This is a genomic window from Nocardia sp. NPDC003345 (assembly GCF_053589395.1).
The window spans coordinates 1-19,190 of the sequence record NZ_JBSFRU010000094.1; the positions used below are offsets into that span (position 1 = coordinate 1).

Annotated in this window: 21 protein-coding genes; 11 read left to right on the plus strand and 10 right to left on the minus strand. The window is 67.2% G+C overall.

The genetic code is table 11. The features are described 5' to 3' along the window. The first annotated feature begins 210 nt into the window (after positions 1-210). Positions 211-1,065, plus strand: coding sequence for an RCC1 domain-containing protein (locus ACWDU1_RS13335; RefSeq protein ID WP_449998344.1), 855 nt, complete (start codon positions 211-213; stop codon positions 1,063-1,065). Positions 1,066-1,154: 89 nt separating this feature from the next. Here the strand turns inward: ACWDU1_RS13335 and ACWDU1_RS13340 are convergent, their stop codons facing one another. Together ACWDU1_RS13340 and ACWDU1_RS13345 are read right to left on the minus strand one after the other, a co-directional pair. Continuing rightward, positions 1,155-1,523, minus strand: coding sequence for a cupin domain-containing protein (locus ACWDU1_RS13340; RefSeq protein ID WP_449998345.1), 369 nt, complete (start codon positions 1,521-1,523; stop codon positions 1,155-1,157). Between the two features lie 122 nt (positions 1,524-1,645). Next, the gene (locus ACWDU1_RS13345) at positions 1,646-2,236 is read right to left on the minus strand and encodes an isochorismatase family protein (protein ID WP_449998347.1); all 591 of its coding nucleotides are present in this window, start codon (positions 2,234-2,236) and stop codon (positions 1,646-1,648) included. Positions 2,237-2,368: 132 nt separating this feature from the next. Here ACWDU1_RS13345 and ACWDU1_RS13350 point away from each other — a divergent pair, with 132 nt between their 5' ends. Together ACWDU1_RS13350 and ACWDU1_RS13355 are read left to right on the plus strand one after the other, a co-directional pair. Then, positions 2,369-3,349, plus strand: a complete 981-nt coding sequence (locus tag ACWDU1_RS13350; RefSeq protein ID WP_449998349.1) for a GlxA family transcriptional regulator — start codon at positions 2,369-2,371, stop codon at positions 3,347-3,349. Positions 3,350-3,456: 107 nt separating this feature from the next. Beyond that, positions 3,457-3,774 (plus strand): hypothetical protein, encoded by a 318-nt coding sequence (locus tag ACWDU1_RS13355; RefSeq protein ID WP_449998351.1) that lies wholly within the window; start codon positions 3,457-3,459, stop codon positions 3,772-3,774. A gap of 43 nt (positions 3,775-3,817) precedes the next feature. Here the strand turns inward: ACWDU1_RS13355 and ACWDU1_RS13360 are convergent, their stop codons facing one another. From ACWDU1_RS13360 to ACWDU1_RS13370, 3 genes are all read right to left on the minus strand, one after another. Next, a complete protein-coding gene (locus tag ACWDU1_RS13360) occupies positions 3,818-4,246 on the minus strand; it encodes a hypothetical protein (protein WP_449998353.1) in 429 nt (142 codons plus the stop codon). 366 nt (positions 4,247-4,612) lie between these two features. Then, positions 4,613-5,233: a hypothetical protein gene (locus ACWDU1_RS13365; protein WP_449998354.1), complete on the minus strand. Its 621-nt coding sequence runs from the start codon at positions 5,231-5,233 to the stop codon at positions 4,613-4,615. A 213-nt stretch (positions 5,234-5,446) separates the two neighbouring features. After that, entirely contained in the window at positions 5,447-6,091 is a 645-nt protein-coding gene (locus tag ACWDU1_RS13370; protein WP_449998356.1) for a dihydrofolate reductase family protein, read from the minus strand. 86 nt (positions 6,092-6,177) lie between these two features. Here ACWDU1_RS13370 and ACWDU1_RS13375 point away from each other — a divergent pair, with 86 nt between their 5' ends. Both ACWDU1_RS13375 and ACWDU1_RS13380 read left to right on the plus strand, forming a co-directional pair. Continuing rightward, positions 6,178-6,672, plus strand: coding sequence for a winged helix-turn-helix transcriptional regulator (locus ACWDU1_RS13375; RefSeq protein WP_449998358.1), 495 nt, complete (start codon positions 6,178-6,180; stop codon positions 6,670-6,672). Positions 6,673-6,829: 157 nt separating this feature from the next. Next, complete coding sequence (locus ACWDU1_RS13380) at positions 6,830-7,465, plus strand: YdeI/OmpD-associated family protein (protein WP_449998360.1); 636 nt, start codon at positions 6,830-6,832, stop codon at positions 7,463-7,465. A gap of 275 nt (positions 7,466-7,740) precedes the next feature. Here the strand turns inward: ACWDU1_RS13380 and ACWDU1_RS13385 are convergent, their stop codons facing one another. Beyond that, positions 7,741-8,616, minus strand: coding sequence for a hypothetical protein (locus tag ACWDU1_RS13385; protein ID WP_449998361.1), 876 nt, complete (start codon positions 8,614-8,616; stop codon positions 7,741-7,743). Positions 8,617-8,691: 75 nt separating this feature from the next. Beyond that, a complete protein-coding gene (locus tag ACWDU1_RS13390; RefSeq protein ID WP_449998363.1) occupies positions 8,692-9,510 on the minus strand; it encodes a hypothetical protein in 819 nt (272 codons plus the stop codon). 614 nt (positions 9,511-10,124) lie between these two features. Between ACWDU1_RS13390 and ACWDU1_RS13395 the strand changes: the two genes are divergently transcribed. After that, on the plus strand, positions 10,125-11,684 hold the full coding sequence (locus ACWDU1_RS13395) for an ATP-dependent nuclease (RefSeq protein WP_449998364.1): 1,560 nt from the start codon (positions 10,125-10,127) through the stop codon (positions 11,682-11,684). A 587-nt stretch (positions 11,685-12,271) separates the two neighbouring features. Here the strand turns inward: ACWDU1_RS13395 and ychF are convergent. Both ychF and ACWDU1_RS13405 read right to left on the minus strand, forming a co-directional pair. Beyond that, positions 12,272-13,351, minus strand: coding sequence for a redox-regulated ATPase YchF (ychF, locus tag ACWDU1_RS13400; RefSeq protein WP_449998366.1), 1,080 nt, complete (start codon positions 13,349-13,351; stop codon positions 12,272-12,274). A gap of 12 nt (positions 13,352-13,363) precedes the next feature. Further along, positions 13,364-14,122, minus strand: a complete 759-nt coding sequence (locus ACWDU1_RS13405; protein ID WP_449998368.1) for an oxygenase MpaB family protein — start codon at positions 14,120-14,122, stop codon at positions 13,364-13,366. A 181-nt stretch (positions 14,123-14,303) separates the two neighbouring features. Here ACWDU1_RS13405 and ACWDU1_RS13410 point away from each other — a divergent pair, with 181 nt between their 5' ends. From ACWDU1_RS13410 to ACWDU1_RS13425, 4 genes are all read left to right on the plus strand, one after another. Beyond that, entirely contained in the window at positions 14,304-15,146 is an 843-nt protein-coding gene (locus ACWDU1_RS13410; RefSeq protein ID WP_449998369.1) for a helix-turn-helix domain-containing protein, read from the plus strand. Positions 15,147-15,150: 4 nt separating this feature from the next. Continuing rightward, the gene (locus tag ACWDU1_RS13415) at positions 15,151-15,579 is read left to right on the plus strand and encodes a VOC family protein (protein WP_449998371.1); all 429 of its coding nucleotides are present in this window, start codon (positions 15,151-15,153) and stop codon (positions 15,577-15,579) included. Positions 15,580-15,748: 169 nt separating this feature from the next. Then, a complete protein-coding gene (locus ACWDU1_RS13420) occupies positions 15,749-16,834 on the plus strand; it encodes a DNA polymerase III subunit beta family protein (RefSeq protein WP_449998372.1) in 1,086 nt (361 codons plus the stop codon). A 29-nt stretch (positions 16,835-16,863) separates the two neighbouring features. After that, positions 16,864-17,340, plus strand: coding sequence for a hypothetical protein (locus ACWDU1_RS13425; protein ID WP_449998377.1), 477 nt, complete (start codon positions 16,864-16,866; stop codon positions 17,338-17,340). 50 nt (positions 17,341-17,390) lie between these two features. Here ACWDU1_RS13425 and ACWDU1_RS13430 read toward each other — a convergent pair whose 3' ends face one another. Continuing rightward, positions 17,391-17,909: a pyridoxamine 5'-phosphate oxidase family protein gene (locus tag ACWDU1_RS13430; protein WP_449998373.1), complete on the minus strand. Its 519-nt coding sequence runs from the start codon at positions 17,907-17,909 to the stop codon at positions 17,391-17,393. A gap of 332 nt (positions 17,910-18,241) precedes the next feature. On the opposite strand from ACWDU1_RS13430, the gene ACWDU1_RS13435 reads away from it, so the two are divergent. Beyond that, a partial coding sequence (locus tag ACWDU1_RS13435) for a carbon starvation CstA family protein (RefSeq protein ID WP_449998375.1) occupies positions 18,242-19,190 on the plus strand: 949 nt, incomplete at its 3' end.

Sequence of the window (19,190 nt, forward strand, 5' to 3'; positions counted from 1 at the left end):
GTACGAACTGGCTCACACCGCCGCCGAACCGGCGGCGTAGCCACCACACCCAAACCGTCCGGGGAACTGGGGCAACCTCAAACTGGGTCAGTCGACCTTCAGGATGAACCGTGAGTCCGGACCGGAAAGTTATGCGTAGCGGCAGCGAGCCGCGCTTCCCAGCGCAGTCGCGTATGCGCGCCGCCACCCCCGAGCGGAGGTAATCCATCGATGCCGGAAGATTCGGCCGTATTGGCCGCAGGCAGGCGGCATTCGGTCGGTTGCCGTTCGGATGGAAGCGTTGTCGCCACGGGAGACGGGTCCGCCGGTGAATGCGACGTTTCGGCGTGGCGCGATATCGTCGCGGTGGCCGCCGGGAACGTGCACGCCGCCCGCAATACCGGGAAGTCCCACACTCTCGGATTGCGTTCGGATGGAGCCGTTTCGGCCACGGGGTGGAACCGCGACGGACAGTGCGAGGTCGACGGGTGGCGGCGGATCGTCGCCGTCGCCGCCGGCTGGCGATTCTCTCTCGGGCTGTGCGCGGACGGTGCGGTCGTGACCGCGGGCCGGAACAACGAATCGCAATGCGAGACCGGGGATTGGCGCGAGATCGTCGCCGTGGCGTGCGGTGACTGGCATTCGGCCGGGGTCCGGGCCGATGGTGGCGCCGTCTCGACCGGCAACAATCGATTCGGGCAGTGCGAGGTCGACGGGTGGCGGGAACTGGTGGGCATCTCGGCGGGATATCTGCACACGGTGGGCCTGCGATCCGACGGAACCCTCACCGCTACCGGGCAGCGCGGCTCGGGGGCGTGCGATATCGAGGACTGGACCGGGGTCGTCTCCGTGGCGGCGGGCAGCCATCACACCGTCGCGGTGCTCGCGGACGGCCGGGTGCGAGCGACCGGCGACAACGGTCACGGGCAATGCGAGGTGGGCGACTGGTACGACATCGTCACGGTCGCGGCGGGTGCTGCCCATACGCTCGGCCTGCGCGCCGATGGCACCGTCGTCGCGGTGGGCGACGGCGCGAGCGGTCAGTGCGATATCGGCGATTGGACGGACCTCCGGATTCCCGGATAGCCGGCGGGAGCGCGGAATTCGCCACCGACTCCGTGCCGGCGGCGCCCCGTTACCTTTGTGGGCCCCGGCACCAGGTCGGCATCCTGTTGTCAGGCCAGCGAGTCGTCGTATTCCGCGGTCAGCGCGCCACCCGCATCGCCGGTGTTCACGACGCCGGCGGGCTCGATGAGCATCGCGTGCACTTCGCCGTCGGCCACAGGGCAGTGCTCGACACCTCTCGGCACCACGAACAACTGGCCCGGCCGCAGTCGGACGTCACCGTCACGCATCTGAATGGTCAGTTCGCCTTCGATGACGAAGAAGAGTTCGTCCGTTTCATCGTGTTTGTGCCACACGAACTCACCCTCGAGTTTGACGACCTTGATCTCGTAGTCGTTGACCCGAGCGACAACCTTCGGCGACCAGTGCTCGGAGAACAACGACAGCTTCGCGACCAGGTCAACAGCATCCATCGACATAACCCGATCCTGGCACTATTCGGATCCCCACGCCGCGCGACCCGTGGTCGATTCGAAACTTTCCGCGCCGACTCGCTCGACGAACACCCTGGGGACACCCGCCGTCCCCGACCGTCGCACCATCAGCCCAGTTCGGCGGCGGTCCGCACGACCACCCCGTAGAGGTCGGCGATCGTCGCCAGCGCCGCGTGGTGCAGTTGCTCGGCCGACACCCCGGAGACCACGCTCCGCAGCGGCCGGGTCGCGCAGGCATCGGCTACCACGGTGGGCTTCGTGCCGCGCAGGAAAGCTCCCTCGGCGGTGAACTGGACACACATATGCGTCATGAACCCGGCGATGACGACATCCGCCTTACCGGCCTCGTCGACCAGGCGGGCGAGGTCCGTGCCGACGTAGGCGTTCGGTGCGGTCTTGACCACCACCGTCTCGCCCTCGCGCGCGGCCACACTCGGGTGGATCTGCCCGATTTCGGCGTCGAGGTCGTAGGGACTGCCCGCCCCGCCGTCGTGGACGATGTGCACAACCGTGGCCCCGGCCGCACGCGCCCGGGCCAGCAGGTCGGCCGCCGCGGCCAGGGCGGGCTCCCAGCCGTCGAGTTCCATCACGCCGCGGGTGTAGGTGTTCTGGTAGTCGACCAGGACGAGGGTCGCGTCGGCGAGGACGGCGGGGGTGTCGTCGAGGCCGTTGAGCCGGCGCAGCGTGGTCGTCGTCATATGCGGAGTCCTTCGGAGAAGTGGCGCTCTACCCGGCCGATCGCCGGGCGCCCTCAACGCTAGGAGCGCGGCGCGCATGTCGGCAATGTCGGGTAGCCTGCAAATTCCGACATCGAGAAGGAGACGACGATCGTGCGCAGAAGGCTCGTCGTGGTCGTCCTGTTCGACCGGATCGATCTACTCGACGTCACCGGACCGCCGGAAGTCTTCGCCCTCCTGCAGCGCGAACTGGACGAGCCGACCGGCTACGAGGTCGTCCTCGCCGCCGAGACCATGGATGCGGTAACCACCTCCGCCGGGGTGCGGATCCTGCCCGATACGACCTTCGCCGAGGTCACCGACCGTGCGATCGACACCCTCGTCGTGCCCGGCGCCGTCGAGACCGGCGCGGACCGCCGCGTCACGGCACTGGTCGATCCGGCCGTCACCGGGTGGGTGCGGAAGCTGGCCGGGAACACACGGCGAGTCGCGTCGGTGTGCGTGGGCGCGCATGTCCTGGCCGCGGCCGGGCTCCTCGACGGCAGGCGGGCGACGACCCACTGGTCCACCGCGGCCCAGCTCGCCGCGGAGTATCCGGGCATCACCGTCGACGCCGACCCGATCTTCATCCGGGACGGCGATATCTGGACGGGAGCGGGTCTGACGGCGTGCCTCGACCTGACCCTCGCCCTGGTCGCCGAAGATTTCGGGCACGAGTACGCGCTGCGGGTGGCCCGCCAGCTCGTGATGTACCTCAAACGCCCCAGCGGGCAGAGCCAGTTCAGCGTCCCCCTGGAAACGATCTCGACGACCCGCCGCGTCGACGAGCTACGGCACTACATCGCCGAGCACGCCACGCAGACCCTGACAGTGGCCGACCTCGCCGCCCATATCCACGTCGGAGAGCGCCAGCTCACCCGGATCTTCAAACAGGAACTCGGCACCACCCCGGCCGCCTATATCGAATCGGCCCGGGTCGAGATCGCCCGCAACCGGCTGGAAACCAGCGACGACACCCTGGCGCGGATCGCCGCGGCATGCGGCTTCGGCACCGTGGACACGCTGAGCCGGGCATTTCGCCGCGCTCTCGGCGTGACGCCCACCGAATACCGCGACCGGTTCCGGATCCACTGAGATCCGCCGCCCGAATCCGAATCGACATCATCGACAACCGCGGTTCGAGTAACAAGCCCGCTAACTGAGCGATGTGATCCAGACAACATCAATTCAGGAGGTTCCACATGCTTTCCGTGAAGCGAATCGCCGCGGGCGCCGCTGTAGCCACCGCCACCGCTACCGCCGTCCTCGCCGGCGGCGGCGTTGCCCAGGCCGATGTTCCGGTGTGGCAGGCCAACTGCCACGTCTACAACATCTTCAACACGGGCGGCATGGCCATGTGCGAACTGCCGACCTGGCATCAGGTGAAACTCACCTGCGTCGCGTGGCCCGTCCCGTTCACCTACTGGAAGTACGGCCCGGTGCAGTACGGGCAGAACCAGTCCTGGGCGAGTTGCGATGGACCCGGCGCGCTGACCCGCGTCGAGGTCATCCAGGCGTAGTGGGGCCGCGCACCGATCTCGATGCGCGCGGCGCGGCTCGGCCTCAGGTCCCCGGCGCGAGCCGCGCCGCGTGCAACGCCATCTCGCGCAGCACCCCCATATCGGCTCGGCGTACAGACAGACTGGCCGAACCCACTCGGGTCGCGCCCATCCGGGCACCGTAGAGCTGCGACAGATACCGACCATCCTCGACAGCATTGACATAGAGGCTCACGTACGCGGCCTGCCGGGCGAGGCCGATCAGGAACCATCGGACAGCCCGGCCTCTGGGCCGGGGTTGCTCGATATCGCCGAACCCGATAATGGATTGCTGCGTGCCACCCCAGAACACCCCCTCCCACATCTGCCGCTCCGCTCGCGGCAGCGCCTCGACCAGCACGGAATCGATCCGAGCGAGAGAACCGTCGGGGTCGTTCGCGCGGATGAACTCGTCGACCGAACGTGTCGTGGGTCGTACCGAGGAGTCGCTCACGACCGTGAGAATACGCACCCGGCAGGGCCCGCGATCCGTGTGAACCAACGGCGCTGCCGTCGTCTCGTCGCACTCATCGCACAGGGACGACGAAGGCATCGAGCTCTACGAGCCCCCGACCACCCGGCCCCGGGATACAGCCGATCTCGACGTGGGCCGGGGTGGCGCCGGTTTCCGTCTGCAGGAATCTGCAGTAGGCATGAAGCCCCGTTGTGCGGATCTGGTATGACAACGGCCCGTGATCGGCTCAGTAAACAGTTCCGTGGACAACTCGGCGAAATCTCGCCCGGCACTGCCTGACCGGCCGGAAACCCGCGATGTCGAGTAGAGGCCTCTTTGCGGGCGGCCAGGAAATCCGGCAGCACGTCATTCGACCAGTTCGATCTCACCGCGCATCGCGGCGAACTCACCGCGAGCGACCTCCACCGACGCCGTCGGCCAGATCACCGTCCCCACCGAGCGCCGATCCGCCCAGGCGCACACCGCGACCGGATAGTTGTAGCCGTGCGGATCATTCACACGTCTCTGACCGGCACATTTGGCGATCCCGCCCAACGGGCCCTGGTCTACGGCCACCGGATTCACCGACTCCAGGGTCGGCGGTGTCAGCACCCCGCCCGGCCCGCGCAAATTGGTGGGAGTGTCGCGGATGAGCGCGTCCAGTGTGGTCTCGAGATCGCCCTCGATACGGGCGGTGCCCGCCATCATGATGAGACCACTGGGCCATTCCCCCTGCCGATACAGACCCATGACGATATTGCCGACGGTCGGCACAGCTCTCCAGAGACGTGCCAATTCCGCGGCCTCGCCGTCGCGGTCCACTTCATTCGGCGGCCTGACGATCTTCTCGCGCCCACCGAGCGAATCCGGAGCGACCAGCGAAACCGTTTCCGCCCGCGCGGTTTCCACGCCCGCACATCCGATAATCGAGCACAGCGCCGCCATCGAAACCAGCGCAGCCACCAATCGCGTCGCCCTGCACCTCACACGGATCTCCTCATCGCCGCGGGCTTCGAGCCCGGCATCGAGCCCGGCTATATCGGGTGCGGTGCTGTTCTCATCCACGAAATCGGTGGCCGGAGCTCGGCACTTCCGGACATCTGAAGCAAGATATCCGCCGAAACTGGCCCACGGCAATCGGATTCGGGTTCGGCCTCCACCCCTACGCCGAACGCTCTCGCTGAACGTCCGGCACGCCTTTCACGCTTCGCGTTTCCTGTTCCACAGCTGATGCGTCAGACCGCTCGACGTGCTGATGGACTCCACGGTGAACCGCCCCTCCAGGCCGGCGAGATCATCCCAGATCCGGACTCCGGCACCGAGCACGATCGGAACGATCGCGATGTGCAGAAAATCGATGAGATCAGCTCGGAGGAACGCGTTCACGGTGGTCGGCCCGCCACCGATCCGCACGTCCAGCCCGCCGGCCGCGTCCTGCGCCCGCCGGAGTGCGTCCTGCGGCGAGGCATCCACGAAGTGGAAACTGGTGCCGTTGTCGAACTCGATGGTTTCCCGCGGGTAATGCGTCAGGACGAAGACCGGGGTGAGGAAAGGCGGCGCCTCTCCCCACCACCCCTGCCAGCCGTCGTCCGGCCACTCCCCCTCCTGCGGGCCGAACTTGCGACGGCCCATGATCTCCGCCCCGATCCCCTGACCCCACATGCTGAACAGAGCGCGGTCCACGGTCACCGGGTCGTCGATTCCGTGAACGCCGTGGATCACGCGTCCGTCGAACTTGCCGAAGAGCGCCTGCGCCGCGCCGATCGGCGCGTCGAACGTCACATGATCGCCTGCCGCGTAACCGTCCGAGGAGACGAACAGGTTGTGGACTCGCGTACGGGGCATCATCGCTCCAATCAGGGTAGTTGCAAAGTGCAATCACTCAGATAGTAGGTAAAGTGGTTTCCAACCGCAATCACTTTGGAGGTCGGATGGCGCGAGAACAGCCCCGATCGGGATGCGCGATCAATGCGGCGGTCGAGGTGCTGGGCGACGCCTGGAGCCTCATCGTGCTCCGCGATATCGTCTTCGGCGGCCGCCGGCACTTCCGCGAACTCCTGAGCCGCAACGATGAAGGCATCGCGTCGAACATTCTCGCCGGCCGCCTTCGCAACCTGACCGAAGCGGGCCTGCTCTCTCGTGACGACGCGACGCGCGGTCAACGGGCCACCTACTCGCTCACCGAGGCAGGCATCCAGACGGTTCCGGTGATGGTCGCGCTCGGCACCTGGGGCATGCACCACCGGCCCACCTCCCCGCCATTGACCGTGCGGGCCCGCATCCTGGCCGACTCCCCCGGCCTCGTCGACGACCTCATGGACGAACTCCGCGAACAACACCTGGGCATCCCCCACCCCGCCCCCGAACGCCCCCGCGCGTCAGAACAGCTCCAGCAAGCGTTCGAAGCCGCGGCGGCGAACCCGTGAATCCCGGTGCGACACTGTATCGCTCAGCCGGCAGTACCGGGTTCGGCGATCCCTCCTCGGCCCTGAGTCAGGATGTCGATTCCATCAATGAAATGTCATCATCAGCCATACCGTATTGCGGACAGAATCTGTCCTGAAAGTGCGGCAGAGTGGCGGTATGCACAACGGACCCGCCCTCTCGCCGGAATCGCCGCGGTCGGCTTCCGACCACGCCGCGACCTGGAAGTTCGACTACCCGATCTTCCACGCCGAGACCCGAGCACAGTGGCGGACCTGGCTCGAGCACAACCACCCATCCACTCGCGGCGTGTGGCTGTGCTCCTGGCGCACCGGCACCGGACGGCCCCGCTGCCCATACCCGGAGGCCGTCGAGGAGGCCATCTGCTTCGGATGGATCGACTCCACCACCACGATCCTCGACGACGAGCGCGGCCTGCAACTGTTCACCCCCCGCCGCGCCAAGAGCGCGTGGACCCGGCTCAACCGCAGGCGCGCGGCGGATATGACGGACCGGGGTCTCATGACCGACGCGGGCCGCCGCGCCATCGAGGCGGCGAAGTCCAACGGCTGGTGGACCATCGCCGATCAGGTGGAAGACCTCGCAGAACCCCCTGAACTGGCAGCAGCCCTCGACCGCGACCCACCCTCTCGCGCCAACTGGGACGGGTTCCCGCCCAGCGCCCGCAAGCAGATGCTGTGGTGGATCGTCAGCGCCGCACGAGACGCCACGCGGGCAGATCGCATCGCGCAGATCGTCACCGAGGCCCACGACGGCCGGCGCGCCCGCGGGTGACAATCACCGCGCGGGTCGCAGCCGCGCAGTGATATTCGGGTCTCCGGTAGCCAGTCTCGCCCAGACCGATTTGTCGACCAGATAGTCTGTCACCTGGATCCGGACTCGCCCGAGGGGACCACCGGCGCGCCGAGTTCGTTCTCGAGCTCGGCCAGCCCTGCGATACCGCGGATCATCGCTCCTTTCTGCTTGGAGGCAATGAGCCGACGTAACGCGAGGTCGAGAACTGCCCGGTTCGATCGCTCGCCCGTGAGGGCTCTGGCCCGCTCGATGGCTTACCCGTCCGAGGGCTCGAACCGGCGATGGTCGGCCTCGTACTCGACCTCCGACGAACGATCCAGGTCGACATGGATTCCGCCTGCTTCGTCGCTGAAGACCACGACCGCGGAGCCCACAACCGGCACCTGCGTCGACATCGTGCGCATGAACGCCGGCACCAGATGCTTCCGACTCCCGTCGTCGTAGGCGACCCGGATTTCGAACTCCGGCTTGCCGAAGAGCCACGAACGTCGGTGGTCACGTTCCGCGAGCACCCCGGCGTGCCGCGCGCCGGTACGCCGGAGCCGCTCGATCATCGCCTGGCGCGACCGCGCATGCCCGAAAGCGTGCGCGAGCCGGATGGCCGCGAAGACCGCCCACAGACCCGCCACAGTGGCGGCCACCGCGAGTAGCTCGCGTGGCAGCGAGGTTGCGGTGGCGATATTGCGCAGGTCGAACGCCGGCTCGGGTTCGATCGCGAAATCGGCGGCGGCCCACGCGAGGGCGGTGAGGGAAAGGGCGCCCCAGACGACCGTGCTCGCCAACAGCCCCGGCAGCCGGACCTGACCGAACTCGGCCCGTATCCGTTCACCGAGCCCGAGCGTCGAACTCACCGCGACATAGAAAATGATCAGCACGAGCGCGAAGGCCCATGGGGACCCGATCGTCGTGGGGGCGAGTTCGAGGTAGGCGGCACACCGCACGCCGGCCACCAGTGCCCACAGCGCCGCCGCGAGCAACGTGCGCGCCCACAGCCCGCCCGTGAATCGTCCCACCGGACGGCCGGGTTGGAGCTGGGTCATCCGGGAAGCGCGGCGGTCCTGGGTCGACAGCACCGGAAACATGTCATCAACGGCGTCGGCGCCGGGCTCGGTCGTGGTGTGACGTGGCATGGCAGCTCCTCGAGGTCGACCCGGGCGTCGACTATCCGGCCCGGCACCGAAGACCCGGTCGCAGCGCGGGCCTCGTCATAACGCAATCTTCCCGTATTCGGGGGTCCAGAACGCCGACACCGGCGGATTCACGATCACGAGCACTCCACGGTCCTCGGCCGAGATCCTTACATCGATCCGCTCCCCTGCCCGCAACCGCGCGAACCCCGCCTCGCGCGGGGCGAATACGCGGCTGACAGCGGCGTACTCGGCACCGCCGGAGCCGCCTGCGCCGTCCGTGCCGCCCGCGCCGCCCGTGCCGCCCGCGCCGCCCGCGCCGTCCGTGCCGCCCGCGCCGTCCGAGAGGAACACCGTGAGGTGGACGTCGAAACCCACCAGCACCTCATGCCATCGGGCATCGGTCTCGACGATCCGCTCGACGGTCGCCCGCGCCGGGGTCCCGTGATCGAGCGCCGCCGCCTGCGCGGGCGAGACGAGTTCCGCCCGCCGTTGTTCCTCTCGCCAGATTCTCCGGGCCTCACCGAGGTCCCGCGGGCTGACGATCGCCGAACCGTCCGCACGCCAGCGCACCGGCATCATCGTGCCGACCGGCAAAGCCACGTAGTCACCGTGCTCGCGTGGGCCCATCCACTCCTTGTGAACGGCGGCGCGGAGGGTGCCGTGTACGTCCAAGACATCGAGTCCGACATGGATGGAGCGTGTGCTGTCGGTGTCCACCAGCCGCGACGACAGGCACCGGAGAAAGCCGACGCCGACCGGCGCCGTTTCGAAGTCGGACGGGCGGGAGTGCCCGTTGCGGTACATGATCGCGAGCCCGACGCCCATCGCGGGCAACAGCACGAACACGACGAACGCGCCCGCGATCACACCGATCGTCGTTCCGATGGACATCATCGGCCCCGCGTCTGTGATGCGCGCTCGACCACAGCGACCTCGGGCAAGCGCCGCACCAGCCGCCTCGATCCCTGCGGGTCGGCGCAGGTGGAGTTCACGGTCGCCGAGATGACACGGACCTTCGAGGAGCCGCGCGGCTCGCGCTCACGACGCGCAAGGTCGGGATCAGCAGTGCTCACGTTCCCAGTCAAGCAGGGCGGCGCGACATGCCGGTGAACGAAATCGAGACGATCCGTTCCGAATTCGACCGAAACCGCAGGGATCGAATATCCACCTCGCGCAGCAGGATCCCGATGCAGCGCACACGCCACGACAGGGCCCGAAAGCTACCCGGCGATATCAGGTCACACGTCGGACCGGGACGTGACTACACGTTGAAGCGGAACTCGACCCAGTTCCGCAGCCGGCTAACGACTTGTGGTAATCAGTCGGTAACCATGACCGACGACCGATCGGCTGCGCGACCTGCGCATCGGTTGTAGCGCAGGCCACCAACTCTGCGAACGGGCTCACCTTGTACGCCCCGATGGGGCACGGTCACTACCGTGTGTTGTCGGATGCATATGAGAAAGTCCGTCATGGTTAGCCGCACAAGTGAACCTTAGGGGGACATCTTGAAGTCAGAGATTCGCGACAGCACGATCACGGCCTTGTCGGACCGAGTACGCAAGCGTGGGTATACGAAGTACCTGATGGGGATGCGACTTGTGAAGCTTCGCGGATTCGCGGATGTCGAGGTCCGCTTTGACTTCCCAGTCACCGCGCTCATCGGCCCAAACGGAGCAGGCAAGACAACCATCCTCGGTGCGGCTGGGCTGATCTACGACTCCGTCCCGCCCCGGCGGTTTTTCGCCAAGAGTGGCACGTACGACGGTTCCATGCGCGGATGGAAGATCGAGTACGAGCTGATTGACAGGGACCGCCCGGGATCGCCGTCGGTCAGCCGCACGGCAAGCTACCTGAAGGCAAAGTGGAACCGCGACGCCGTGAAGCGCGTGGTGGTCATCTCAGGCATTAGCAGGACCCTGCCCGCTAGCGAACGGAATGATACCTCCCGATTCATCAAGGGCGACTTCGCAGGCGCTCGCGAGGTGGCGTTCTCGAAGGAAGTCGTGGACGCAGTGGAGAACATCCTCGGCAAAGCCGCCGCCAACTACCTCCGGGTGGATGCGGACGTCGAGGGCAAAAACTCTATCTACGCCGTACGCGGCATCACCGGCAACGACGACAGTTACAGCGAGTTCCACTTCGGTGCGGGCGAGGCCAGTATTATCCGCATCGTCAGCCGTGTCGAGGAAGCACCGAATGACTCGCTGTTGTTGATCGAAGAAATCGAGAACGGGTTGCACCCGGTGGCGACTCGCCGCCTCGTCGAGTACCTGATCGACGTCGCTCGACGGAAGTCGTGCCAGGTCATCTTCACAACTCACTCCAACGAGGCGCTCGCGTCCTTGCCGACCGAAGCCGTGTGGTCGGCGTACCGCGGACGGGTAACTCAGGGCAAGCTCGACGTCGCCGCGCTCCGCACGCTGACAGGTCAGGTACAGGCGCAGTTGGGCGTATTCACCGAGGATGAATTCGCCGCCATGTTCGCCGAGGTCACGCTCCGGGCATACTGCCAGGCCAAGAACTACGAACTCGCCGGGATCGCGATCCACGCGCTTGGCGGTGCGTCATCCGCTCGAGACCACACACGATTCCATAACGAGAACCCGACGCGCAGTTTCCCCGCAATTGCGCTGCTCGACGGCGACAAACGCAATGAAGTCGGCTACGCAGCCGAGCCTCTCACCACTCCGGAGGATGCCAGCGAGACCCCTGCACCAGCCACTGCAGACATCGCCTATGGCCCCGGGGACGGTCATCCCGAAGCAGCGGTGTTCGAGGATATTTCAAACAACCTTGACACAATCGGCAACCTGCTGGGCAAGCTCACCCTTGCACTCCAACTCGACACGCCAATGCAGTCGCTTGTGCGGGCGGCGATCGAGGAGCGTCGCCGCACGAACCGCGACATTCACGTGATCTTCGCACAGGTCGGAGAGGACTTGGATTTCCTCTCCGAGTCACTCGTGCAGCGCGCGTTCCTCAGTACGTGGGCAAATACGTTCCCCGAGAAGGTGGCCGAGGTGTGGGACGTGTGCGCCGACCTTTTCACCCCCAAGTCACCCTGAAGTCCGAGCGCATGCGCAGTGGGGATCGACGCTGACACGGTCCCCCGGCGCCATCGGCTGTCCCTCTTCGCGTTGAACCGTAAGCAAGCAACCAACCTCGGGAGCGGCGGTGATACGCCCCGGAGCGCGAGCGATCGGCCCTGCATTGCAGCGAGCAGGCGTTACCGGCGAAGCCTAATCGAGCTCGGGCACTCAATCGCGCACCCGCACTCGTGAAATGCGGGCACTTCCCACATTTATTCGACACGACGCGCGTGCACCCCGATCAACCCACACAGAGTCGTCACTGCCGGTCCGAGAACCTGACCGCTCATCGGACAGGCGCACCTTGAGTCCTAATACGGCATCCGGTCGCCCGGAGACCACCAGTGACCACGAACACACCTTTACAGGCGCCGGGGCGTCCGCTCAGTCGTTCTCGAATCCGACCAGTGAGACAGCTACAGATTGTAGGTGACCCCAAACCAGCGGCTCTGCCACCGTCGAAATCGTTAGGTGGGTCGCCGCACTCAAACACGTCAGAGGCGAACGCGAGCGCAGGTCGCCCTGCGAGGGGTGTACTCGCAAATCCCTGATCAGCTATTTCTTCACACGTTGAAGCGGAACTCGACCACGTCGCCGTCGGTCATGACGTAGTCCTTGCCTTCCATGCGGACCTTGCCCGCCGCCTTGGCGGCGGCCATCGATCCCGCTTCGACCAGATCGTCGAAACCGACGATTTCGGCCTTGATGAAGCCACGTTCGAAGTCGGTGTGGATGACCCCCGCCGCCTTCGGCGCGGTGTCGCCCTGGTGGATCGTCCACGCCCGGGCTTCTTTCGGGCCGGCGGTGAGGTAGGTCTGGAGGCCGAGGGTGTGGAAGCCGGCGCGGGCGAGGGCGTGCAGGCCGGGTTCGGTCTGGCCGATGGATTCGAGGAGTTCCAGAGCCGACTCCTCGTCGAGTTCGAGGAGTTCGGATTCGACCTTCGCGTCGAGGAATACCGCGTCGGCGGGGGCGACGGAGGCTTTCAGCTCGGCGACCTTGGCTTCGTCGCTGAGTACCGACTCGTCGGCGTTGAACACATAAAGGAACGGCTTGGTGGTGAGCAGCGACAGTTCCCTGAGCAGTTCGCCGTCGATCTCCTTGGCGGCATGGAACAGAGTCCGGCCGCCGTTGAGGATCTCCTGTGCCTGCTTGGCGGCGTCGGCGTAGGGTTTGCGATCCTTCTTGACCTTGGCTTCCTTCTCGAGGCGGACGACCGCCTTCTCGAGGGTCTGCAGGTCGGCGAGGATGAGTTCGGTTTCGATGACCTCGATATCGGAAGCGGGGTTCACCTCACCGTCCACATGCACCACGTCGTCGTCGGCGAAAACGCGGACGACCTGGCAGATGGCGTCGGCTTCGCGGATGTTGGCGAGGAATTTGTTGCCCAGTCCCGCACCCTCGGAGGCGCCTTTCACGATGCCGGCGATATCGACGAAAGAGACCGTGGCGGGGACGACGCGGGCGGATTCGAAGATCTCGGCGAGCTTGTCCAGGCGGGGGTCGGGCAGCGGAACCACGCCGACGTTGGGCTCGATGGTCGCGAAGGGGTAGTTCGCGGCGAGCACGTCGTTGCGGGTCAGCGCGTTGAACAGCGTCGATTTTCCGACGTTGGGCAGGCCGACGATTCCGAGGGTGAGACTCACGAGGACTGGAGTCTACGCGGGTGAGCGGGCCGGGCGGCGGTCGGCCGGGCCGTGGGTGCGGGCGCTCGCGCGCAGGCCCGCGGCGAAGACGGTGAACTTCAGGCGGTCGCCGGGTTGCTCGGTGATCTCGAAGAGTTCGGCCGCGCGTTCGTGCTGGACCGCGCGGACGGCGAAACCGGGGACGATGCCGAGCGCCCACCAGGGCGGGTTCAGGGACTGGCCGACCAGGCGGTCCGCGGCCTCGGTGCGAACGAGCCGGGTGGCGAGGGCGTCGGAGAAGTATTCGGTGAACTCGGGCCAGCTGCCGGGCAGGGGGCGGGTGGAGATGCCGTAGCCGCGGTACCAGTCGCAACATTCCTGGTAGAGGCGCTCACGGGCGTCGGGGGTGAGCGGGCGGACGTAGGTGTCGATCGCGGTGACGAGAGTGTCGACGTAGGTGGCGTGCTGGAAGTGGAACAGCTCGGGGGTGAGGGCGTGGTAGCGGGCACCGGTGTGGTCGCGGCCCTTGACGTGCTCGTGGGCGTAGCGGATCACTCGGGTGGGGTCGGGGTGGCCGTTGCAGGCCAGGGTGATCATGCGGTCGACGGTGCGCTGTTTATGCGCCCACAGGCCGGTGTGGACGTGCTCGGTGAACGAGGCCGCGATGGCGGGGTGCAGGATCTGGAGGGTGACCGCACGGGGCAAGGTGAGCAGGAAGCGGCGGTCAGGGAGGTATCTCTGCAGCAGGGAGGCGTGATCGGGCCGCTGCGAGCGCTGTGGCGAAGTCTTCATCCGGCCATCCCCTCCGAACGGGTTCCTACACCGGAACCCGGCTGAGAGTAATGAAACATTTCTCTCTCATCATGTCAATATGCGGGCGATCTCGCGAGTTCCCGTACCCGCACCACAACGCCGCCCGAGGCGGAGAAAAAGAGCGCGAGCCGACAACCCCTCGACGGCGTAGCGTGGCGTCATGGAGCCGATCTCCCAGATGGTGACGGCCCGCCCGGCGTCCGCACTGGCCGCCTACATAGACCGGTACGTGGGCTACCGCCTGACCGGTTACGAGGCGGGCCTGCACCGCGGGCTGCCGTCGCGGCATATGACATTCATCGCCGCCATCGGACCCTCGATCGACGTGATCACCCAGACCGATGCCCGCCAGGCCCCGGAGGACTACCGCTGTGTGCTGAGCGGCTTGCAGGACACTCCGGCGATGATCGCCCACAACGGCACGCAAGAGGGCGTCGCCATCGAACTGACTCCGCTCGGCAGCCGGACTCTGTTCGGGCTGCCCGCGGCGGAACTGTGGAGTACCTCGATCGAGTTCGCCGATCTGGTCGGGTCACCGGGGCGGCGCCTGTGGGAGCAATTGCAGGAGACATCCGGCTGGCCGGAGCGATTCGCGGTCTGCGACCGGGTACTCACCCGGATGCTGGTGCCCGAGCGCGCGGTGGGGCCGGAGCTGACCTGGGCGTGGCGGGCCGTGGCGGGATCGCACGGGACGATCGGAGTGGAGGCGCTGGCGGAGCGGATCGGGTGGAGCCGTCAGTACCTCACGAAACGGTTCACCGGCGAATTCGGTTCGAGCCCGAAGGTCGCGGCGCGGGTCGCGCGGTTCGAGCGGGCCAAACAGATGCTGGTGCACACCCCGTCGTTCGTATCCATCGCACAGGTGGCGGCGGCCTGCGGTTACTACGACCAGCCACATCTGAACCGGGAGTTCACGCGCCTGGCCGGTTGTAGCCCCACCCGGTGGCTGACCGAGGAGATTCCATCCGTCCAAGACCAGGAGCCCGCCGCGGAGCCAGGCTGAAACCATGACATCCACACAGAAATCCACCACCACAACCACCCCCGCGCCCACCGTCTGGCCGTGCCTGGCGTTCCGGGACGCCCGTGGCACCGCGGACTTCCTGGTCCGGGCGTTCGGTTTCGAGCTCACGGCCATGTATGCCCGGGACGACGATCCGTCGGTGATCGAACACGCCGAACTGCGCTGGCCCGAGGGCGGCGGCATCATGTTCGGAACCGCGGACAAGGGCGGCGGGCTGCCGGAACGCCGTACGCCGGGAACCGAATCCGTCTACGTCGTCTGCTCGGACCCCGATGCCCTGTACGAACGAGCCACCGCGGCCGGGGCGGAGACGATCCGCGGTATGAAGGACGAGGACTACGGGTCGCGCGGGTTCACCGTCGCCGACCCGGAGGGCAACTACTGGAGTTTCGGAACATATCGCGGGCAGTGAGCCGCGTCGTTGCGCCCGATCCGGCCCGGAACGTGGTTCGCTGATCGCGGTTGCCGCGGCCGGTGTCGAGCCCCTGCCGCGGCGCCTCCCGAGCCGCCGGCGGCGCATCGGAAAGCCACGCACCCGGCGGTCTTGACCTTCAGGTTGCTCGAAGCCCGATGATGGGCGAGTGCCCGAATCCGACCTGATCACCATCGGTGCGTTCGCCCGCTCGTGCGGTATCACCGCCAGCGCGCTGCGCTTCTACGACGACTCCGGTCTGCTGGCGCCGGCGGGGGTCGACGACAGCACCGGATACCGCTACTACTCGCCCGCGCAACTCGATCGCGCGGTGACCATCCGCCGCCTACGCGATATCGATATGCCGCTCGAGGAGATCGCCGGGGTCCTCGCCGCCGATCCGCACACCGCCGCCGAACTCATCGACGAACACGTATCCGGATTGCTCCGGCGCACCCAGCGGGCACGCCGGACAGCCGAAGTCGTCAAGGCCGCCCTCGGCGAACCCTCCGGCTGGTGGGTGGCGTCGGTGAGCGGACCGGTGCTGGCCGCGGCGGTCGAACAGATCCTCGCCGCCACCGGAACCGACCCGGAGTTACCGGTACTGGCCGGGGTGCGGCTGGAGGTCACGCCCGAGTCGCTCACCCTGACGGCCACCGACCGCTACCGGCTGTCGACCCGCACCGTGGTGCCCGAACCGGCCGGCTCGGCCGAATGGGCGGCGACGGTCGACGGGTCCGATCTGAGTGCCGCGCTGCAGGAGATCCGCGCCGCCCACCTGGTGGATATCGAGGCCGGTGAACATCGCGTCCGCTTCCGTTCGGCCGACGGCACCGCCCGCGGTTGCCGGACGCTCGCCGAACCGTTCCCCGACCACCGGGGCCTGCTCGCCGGCCTGCCCGCCGCGCCGACCCACGCGGTGGTGTCCAAGCACGCGCTGCTGGGTGCGCTGGAACAGCAGCGGGCACGGTATGTCCAGCTGGCCCTCACCCCGGACTCGCTGGTCCTGTCGGGCAACTCGGACGAGCCGACACGGCTGTCCGCCTCGGTCACCGGACCGGCCACCGAACTCGTCTTCGGGTTCACCATCCTGCACCCGGCCGTCGCCACCGCCATCGGACCCGATGTGCGCCTCGATATCGCCGGGCCGACCCACCCGATGGTCGTGCGGTCCGCCGACAACGGCGACCTCACCACCCTGGCCATGCCCGCCGACCCCACCATGATCGACACACAGAACGGATCCTCCAGTTGACCTCCACCGATCTCTCCCCCGACACCACCATGAACGCGATCACCGCGGCTGTCACGCTCGGGCGGTCCGGCGATATCGCCGCCGCCCGGGACCGCCTGCTGGAGATCTGGCGCGAAATCGGAGTCGCGGGCGATCCGCTGCACCGCTGTAGCCTCGCGCACTATCTGGCCGATCTCTACGAAGATCCCGCGACCGCCCTGACCTGGGATATCCGGGCACTCGACGCCGCGGACTCACTCACCGACGAACGGGTCCAGCGCTACCACGCGAGCCTGCGGGCGGCGGGCTTCTATCCCTCCCTGCATCTGAACCTGGCCGATAATTTCCGGCGGCTCGGGTCGTGGGAGGCGGCCGGGGAACATCTCGCCGCCGCCCGCGAACGGCTGGATTCGCTGCCCGACGACGCCTACGGCGCGATGATCCGCACCGCGCTCGACGAGGTGGCCGAGGCGGTCATCGCACGATCCACCGACCGGCGCGCGAGCGCACCCGGTCCGCACTCCTGATCTCCCGCGGCCCGGACGGCCGGCATCGCCGAACCGTCCGGGCCCGATCATCACGCGGTGAGTTTCGCGATATCGGGAGCGTAAACGGTCATCCAATGCGGGCTGAGGCGGTAGTAGACCACCTCCGCGTCCCAATCGAAGGCATCGTCGCCATAGAAGTCCTGGACATACGCGCGCAGTTCCGGCCACTCCGGATCCGGTTCGCCACCCAGCGGATTCAGAACCTCCGCGACGCCGTGGGTGAACACCCCCAGATCCTCCCCGCGCATATGCGCGACGCTGGCCCCCGGCCGGGCGGCGAGATGGCGGGCCTTGGCTGCAGTGCGGGCGGTGCCGAAGTACCACCGGCCGTGCAGGAAATGCCCGTCCTCCCCGCTCACCCGCGGCTCGCCCTTGGCGGTCACCGTGGACAGCGCGAGCGTGCACATACCGGTGAGCACTCCTGTCACCTGCTCGGCGGTCAGGGTGCTTTCGGAGTTGATGATCGACCGGAGATGGCCGGTCGAACCGGCGAGGGAGGTATCCAGCAGGGTCTGCAGTGCGGTGAGTTCTTCCGGGGTTTCACGCATCGCCCAACCGTAGACGCGCGGACCCGGCTGCCGTCCGACCGGAATTGCTCTGTTCACCGGCGCGGCCGGCTCGCGCTACTCCAGGTCGTCGGGCAGAAGCCGAAAGGCCGGGTATCCGGCCGAGGGTCGTAGCGCACGGAAATCGCGGCCGTTCAGCGTCAGTACCGCGTCGATCCCCGCCACGCTTGCCATCGCGTTCGGCCGGCGCGGGGCGCGACGCCGTTCCGTTCGGCGCGCCGCAGCGACCGTTCGTCGCAATCGTCCGACCGCCCGGTACCGATCGGTTACGTTCAGGTGACCGGCATGTTCACTCGCTGTACAGGAGTAGCCCGATGGGGACCATCGAATATCTGCGAACCGACCCCGACCGACCACCCGTGGGCGTCGTCGACCGGTCCCCGATAACTCCCGCGAAGAAAGCGATCTTCGCGGCGATCGCCGTACTGGGCGCGGTCGCCTGGACGATCCTGGCGATAGCGCGCGGCGAATCCGTGAACGCCGTGTGGATCGTGATCGCCGCCGTCTGTACCTACATCATCGCCTACCGGTTCTACGCGCGGCTCATCGAATACAGGGTGGTCAAGCCCCGCGACGACCTCGCGACGCCGGCCGAGATCCTGGACAACGGCAAGGACTTCATGCCGATGGACCGGCGGGTGCTGTTCGGGCACCACTTCGCGGCCATCGCGGGCGCCGGGCCGCTGGTGGGGCCGGTGCTGGCGGCGCAGATGGGATATCTGCCCGGCACGATCTGGATCATCGTGGGCGTCGTGTTCGCCGGGGCGGTCCAGGACTACCTGGTGCTCTGGGTGTCGATGAAGCGGCGCGGCCGCAGCCTCGGGCAGATGGCCCGGGACGAGCTCGGCGTGATCGGCGGCGCGGCCGCCATCGTCGGCGTGCTGGTGATCATGATGATCCTGCTGGCGGTGCTCGCGCTGGTGGTGGTGAACGCGCTCGGCGAAAGCCCGTGGGGCGTCTTCTCGATCGCCATGACGATCCCGATCGCCCTGTTCATGGGCGTCTACCTGCGGTATCTGCGGCCCGGGCGGGTGGGCGAGATCTCGGCCATCGGTTTCGTCCTGCTGATCCTGGCGATCATCGCGGGCGGCTGGGTCTCGGAGAACGAGACCTGGGCCGGTTGGTTCACCTTCTCCCCGGTCACCATCTCCTGGATGCTGATCGGCTACGGCTTCGTGGCGTCGGTACTGCCGGTGTGGCTACTGCTGGCCCCGCGCGACTATCTGTCGACCTTCATGAAGATCGGCACCATCGGTTTGCTGG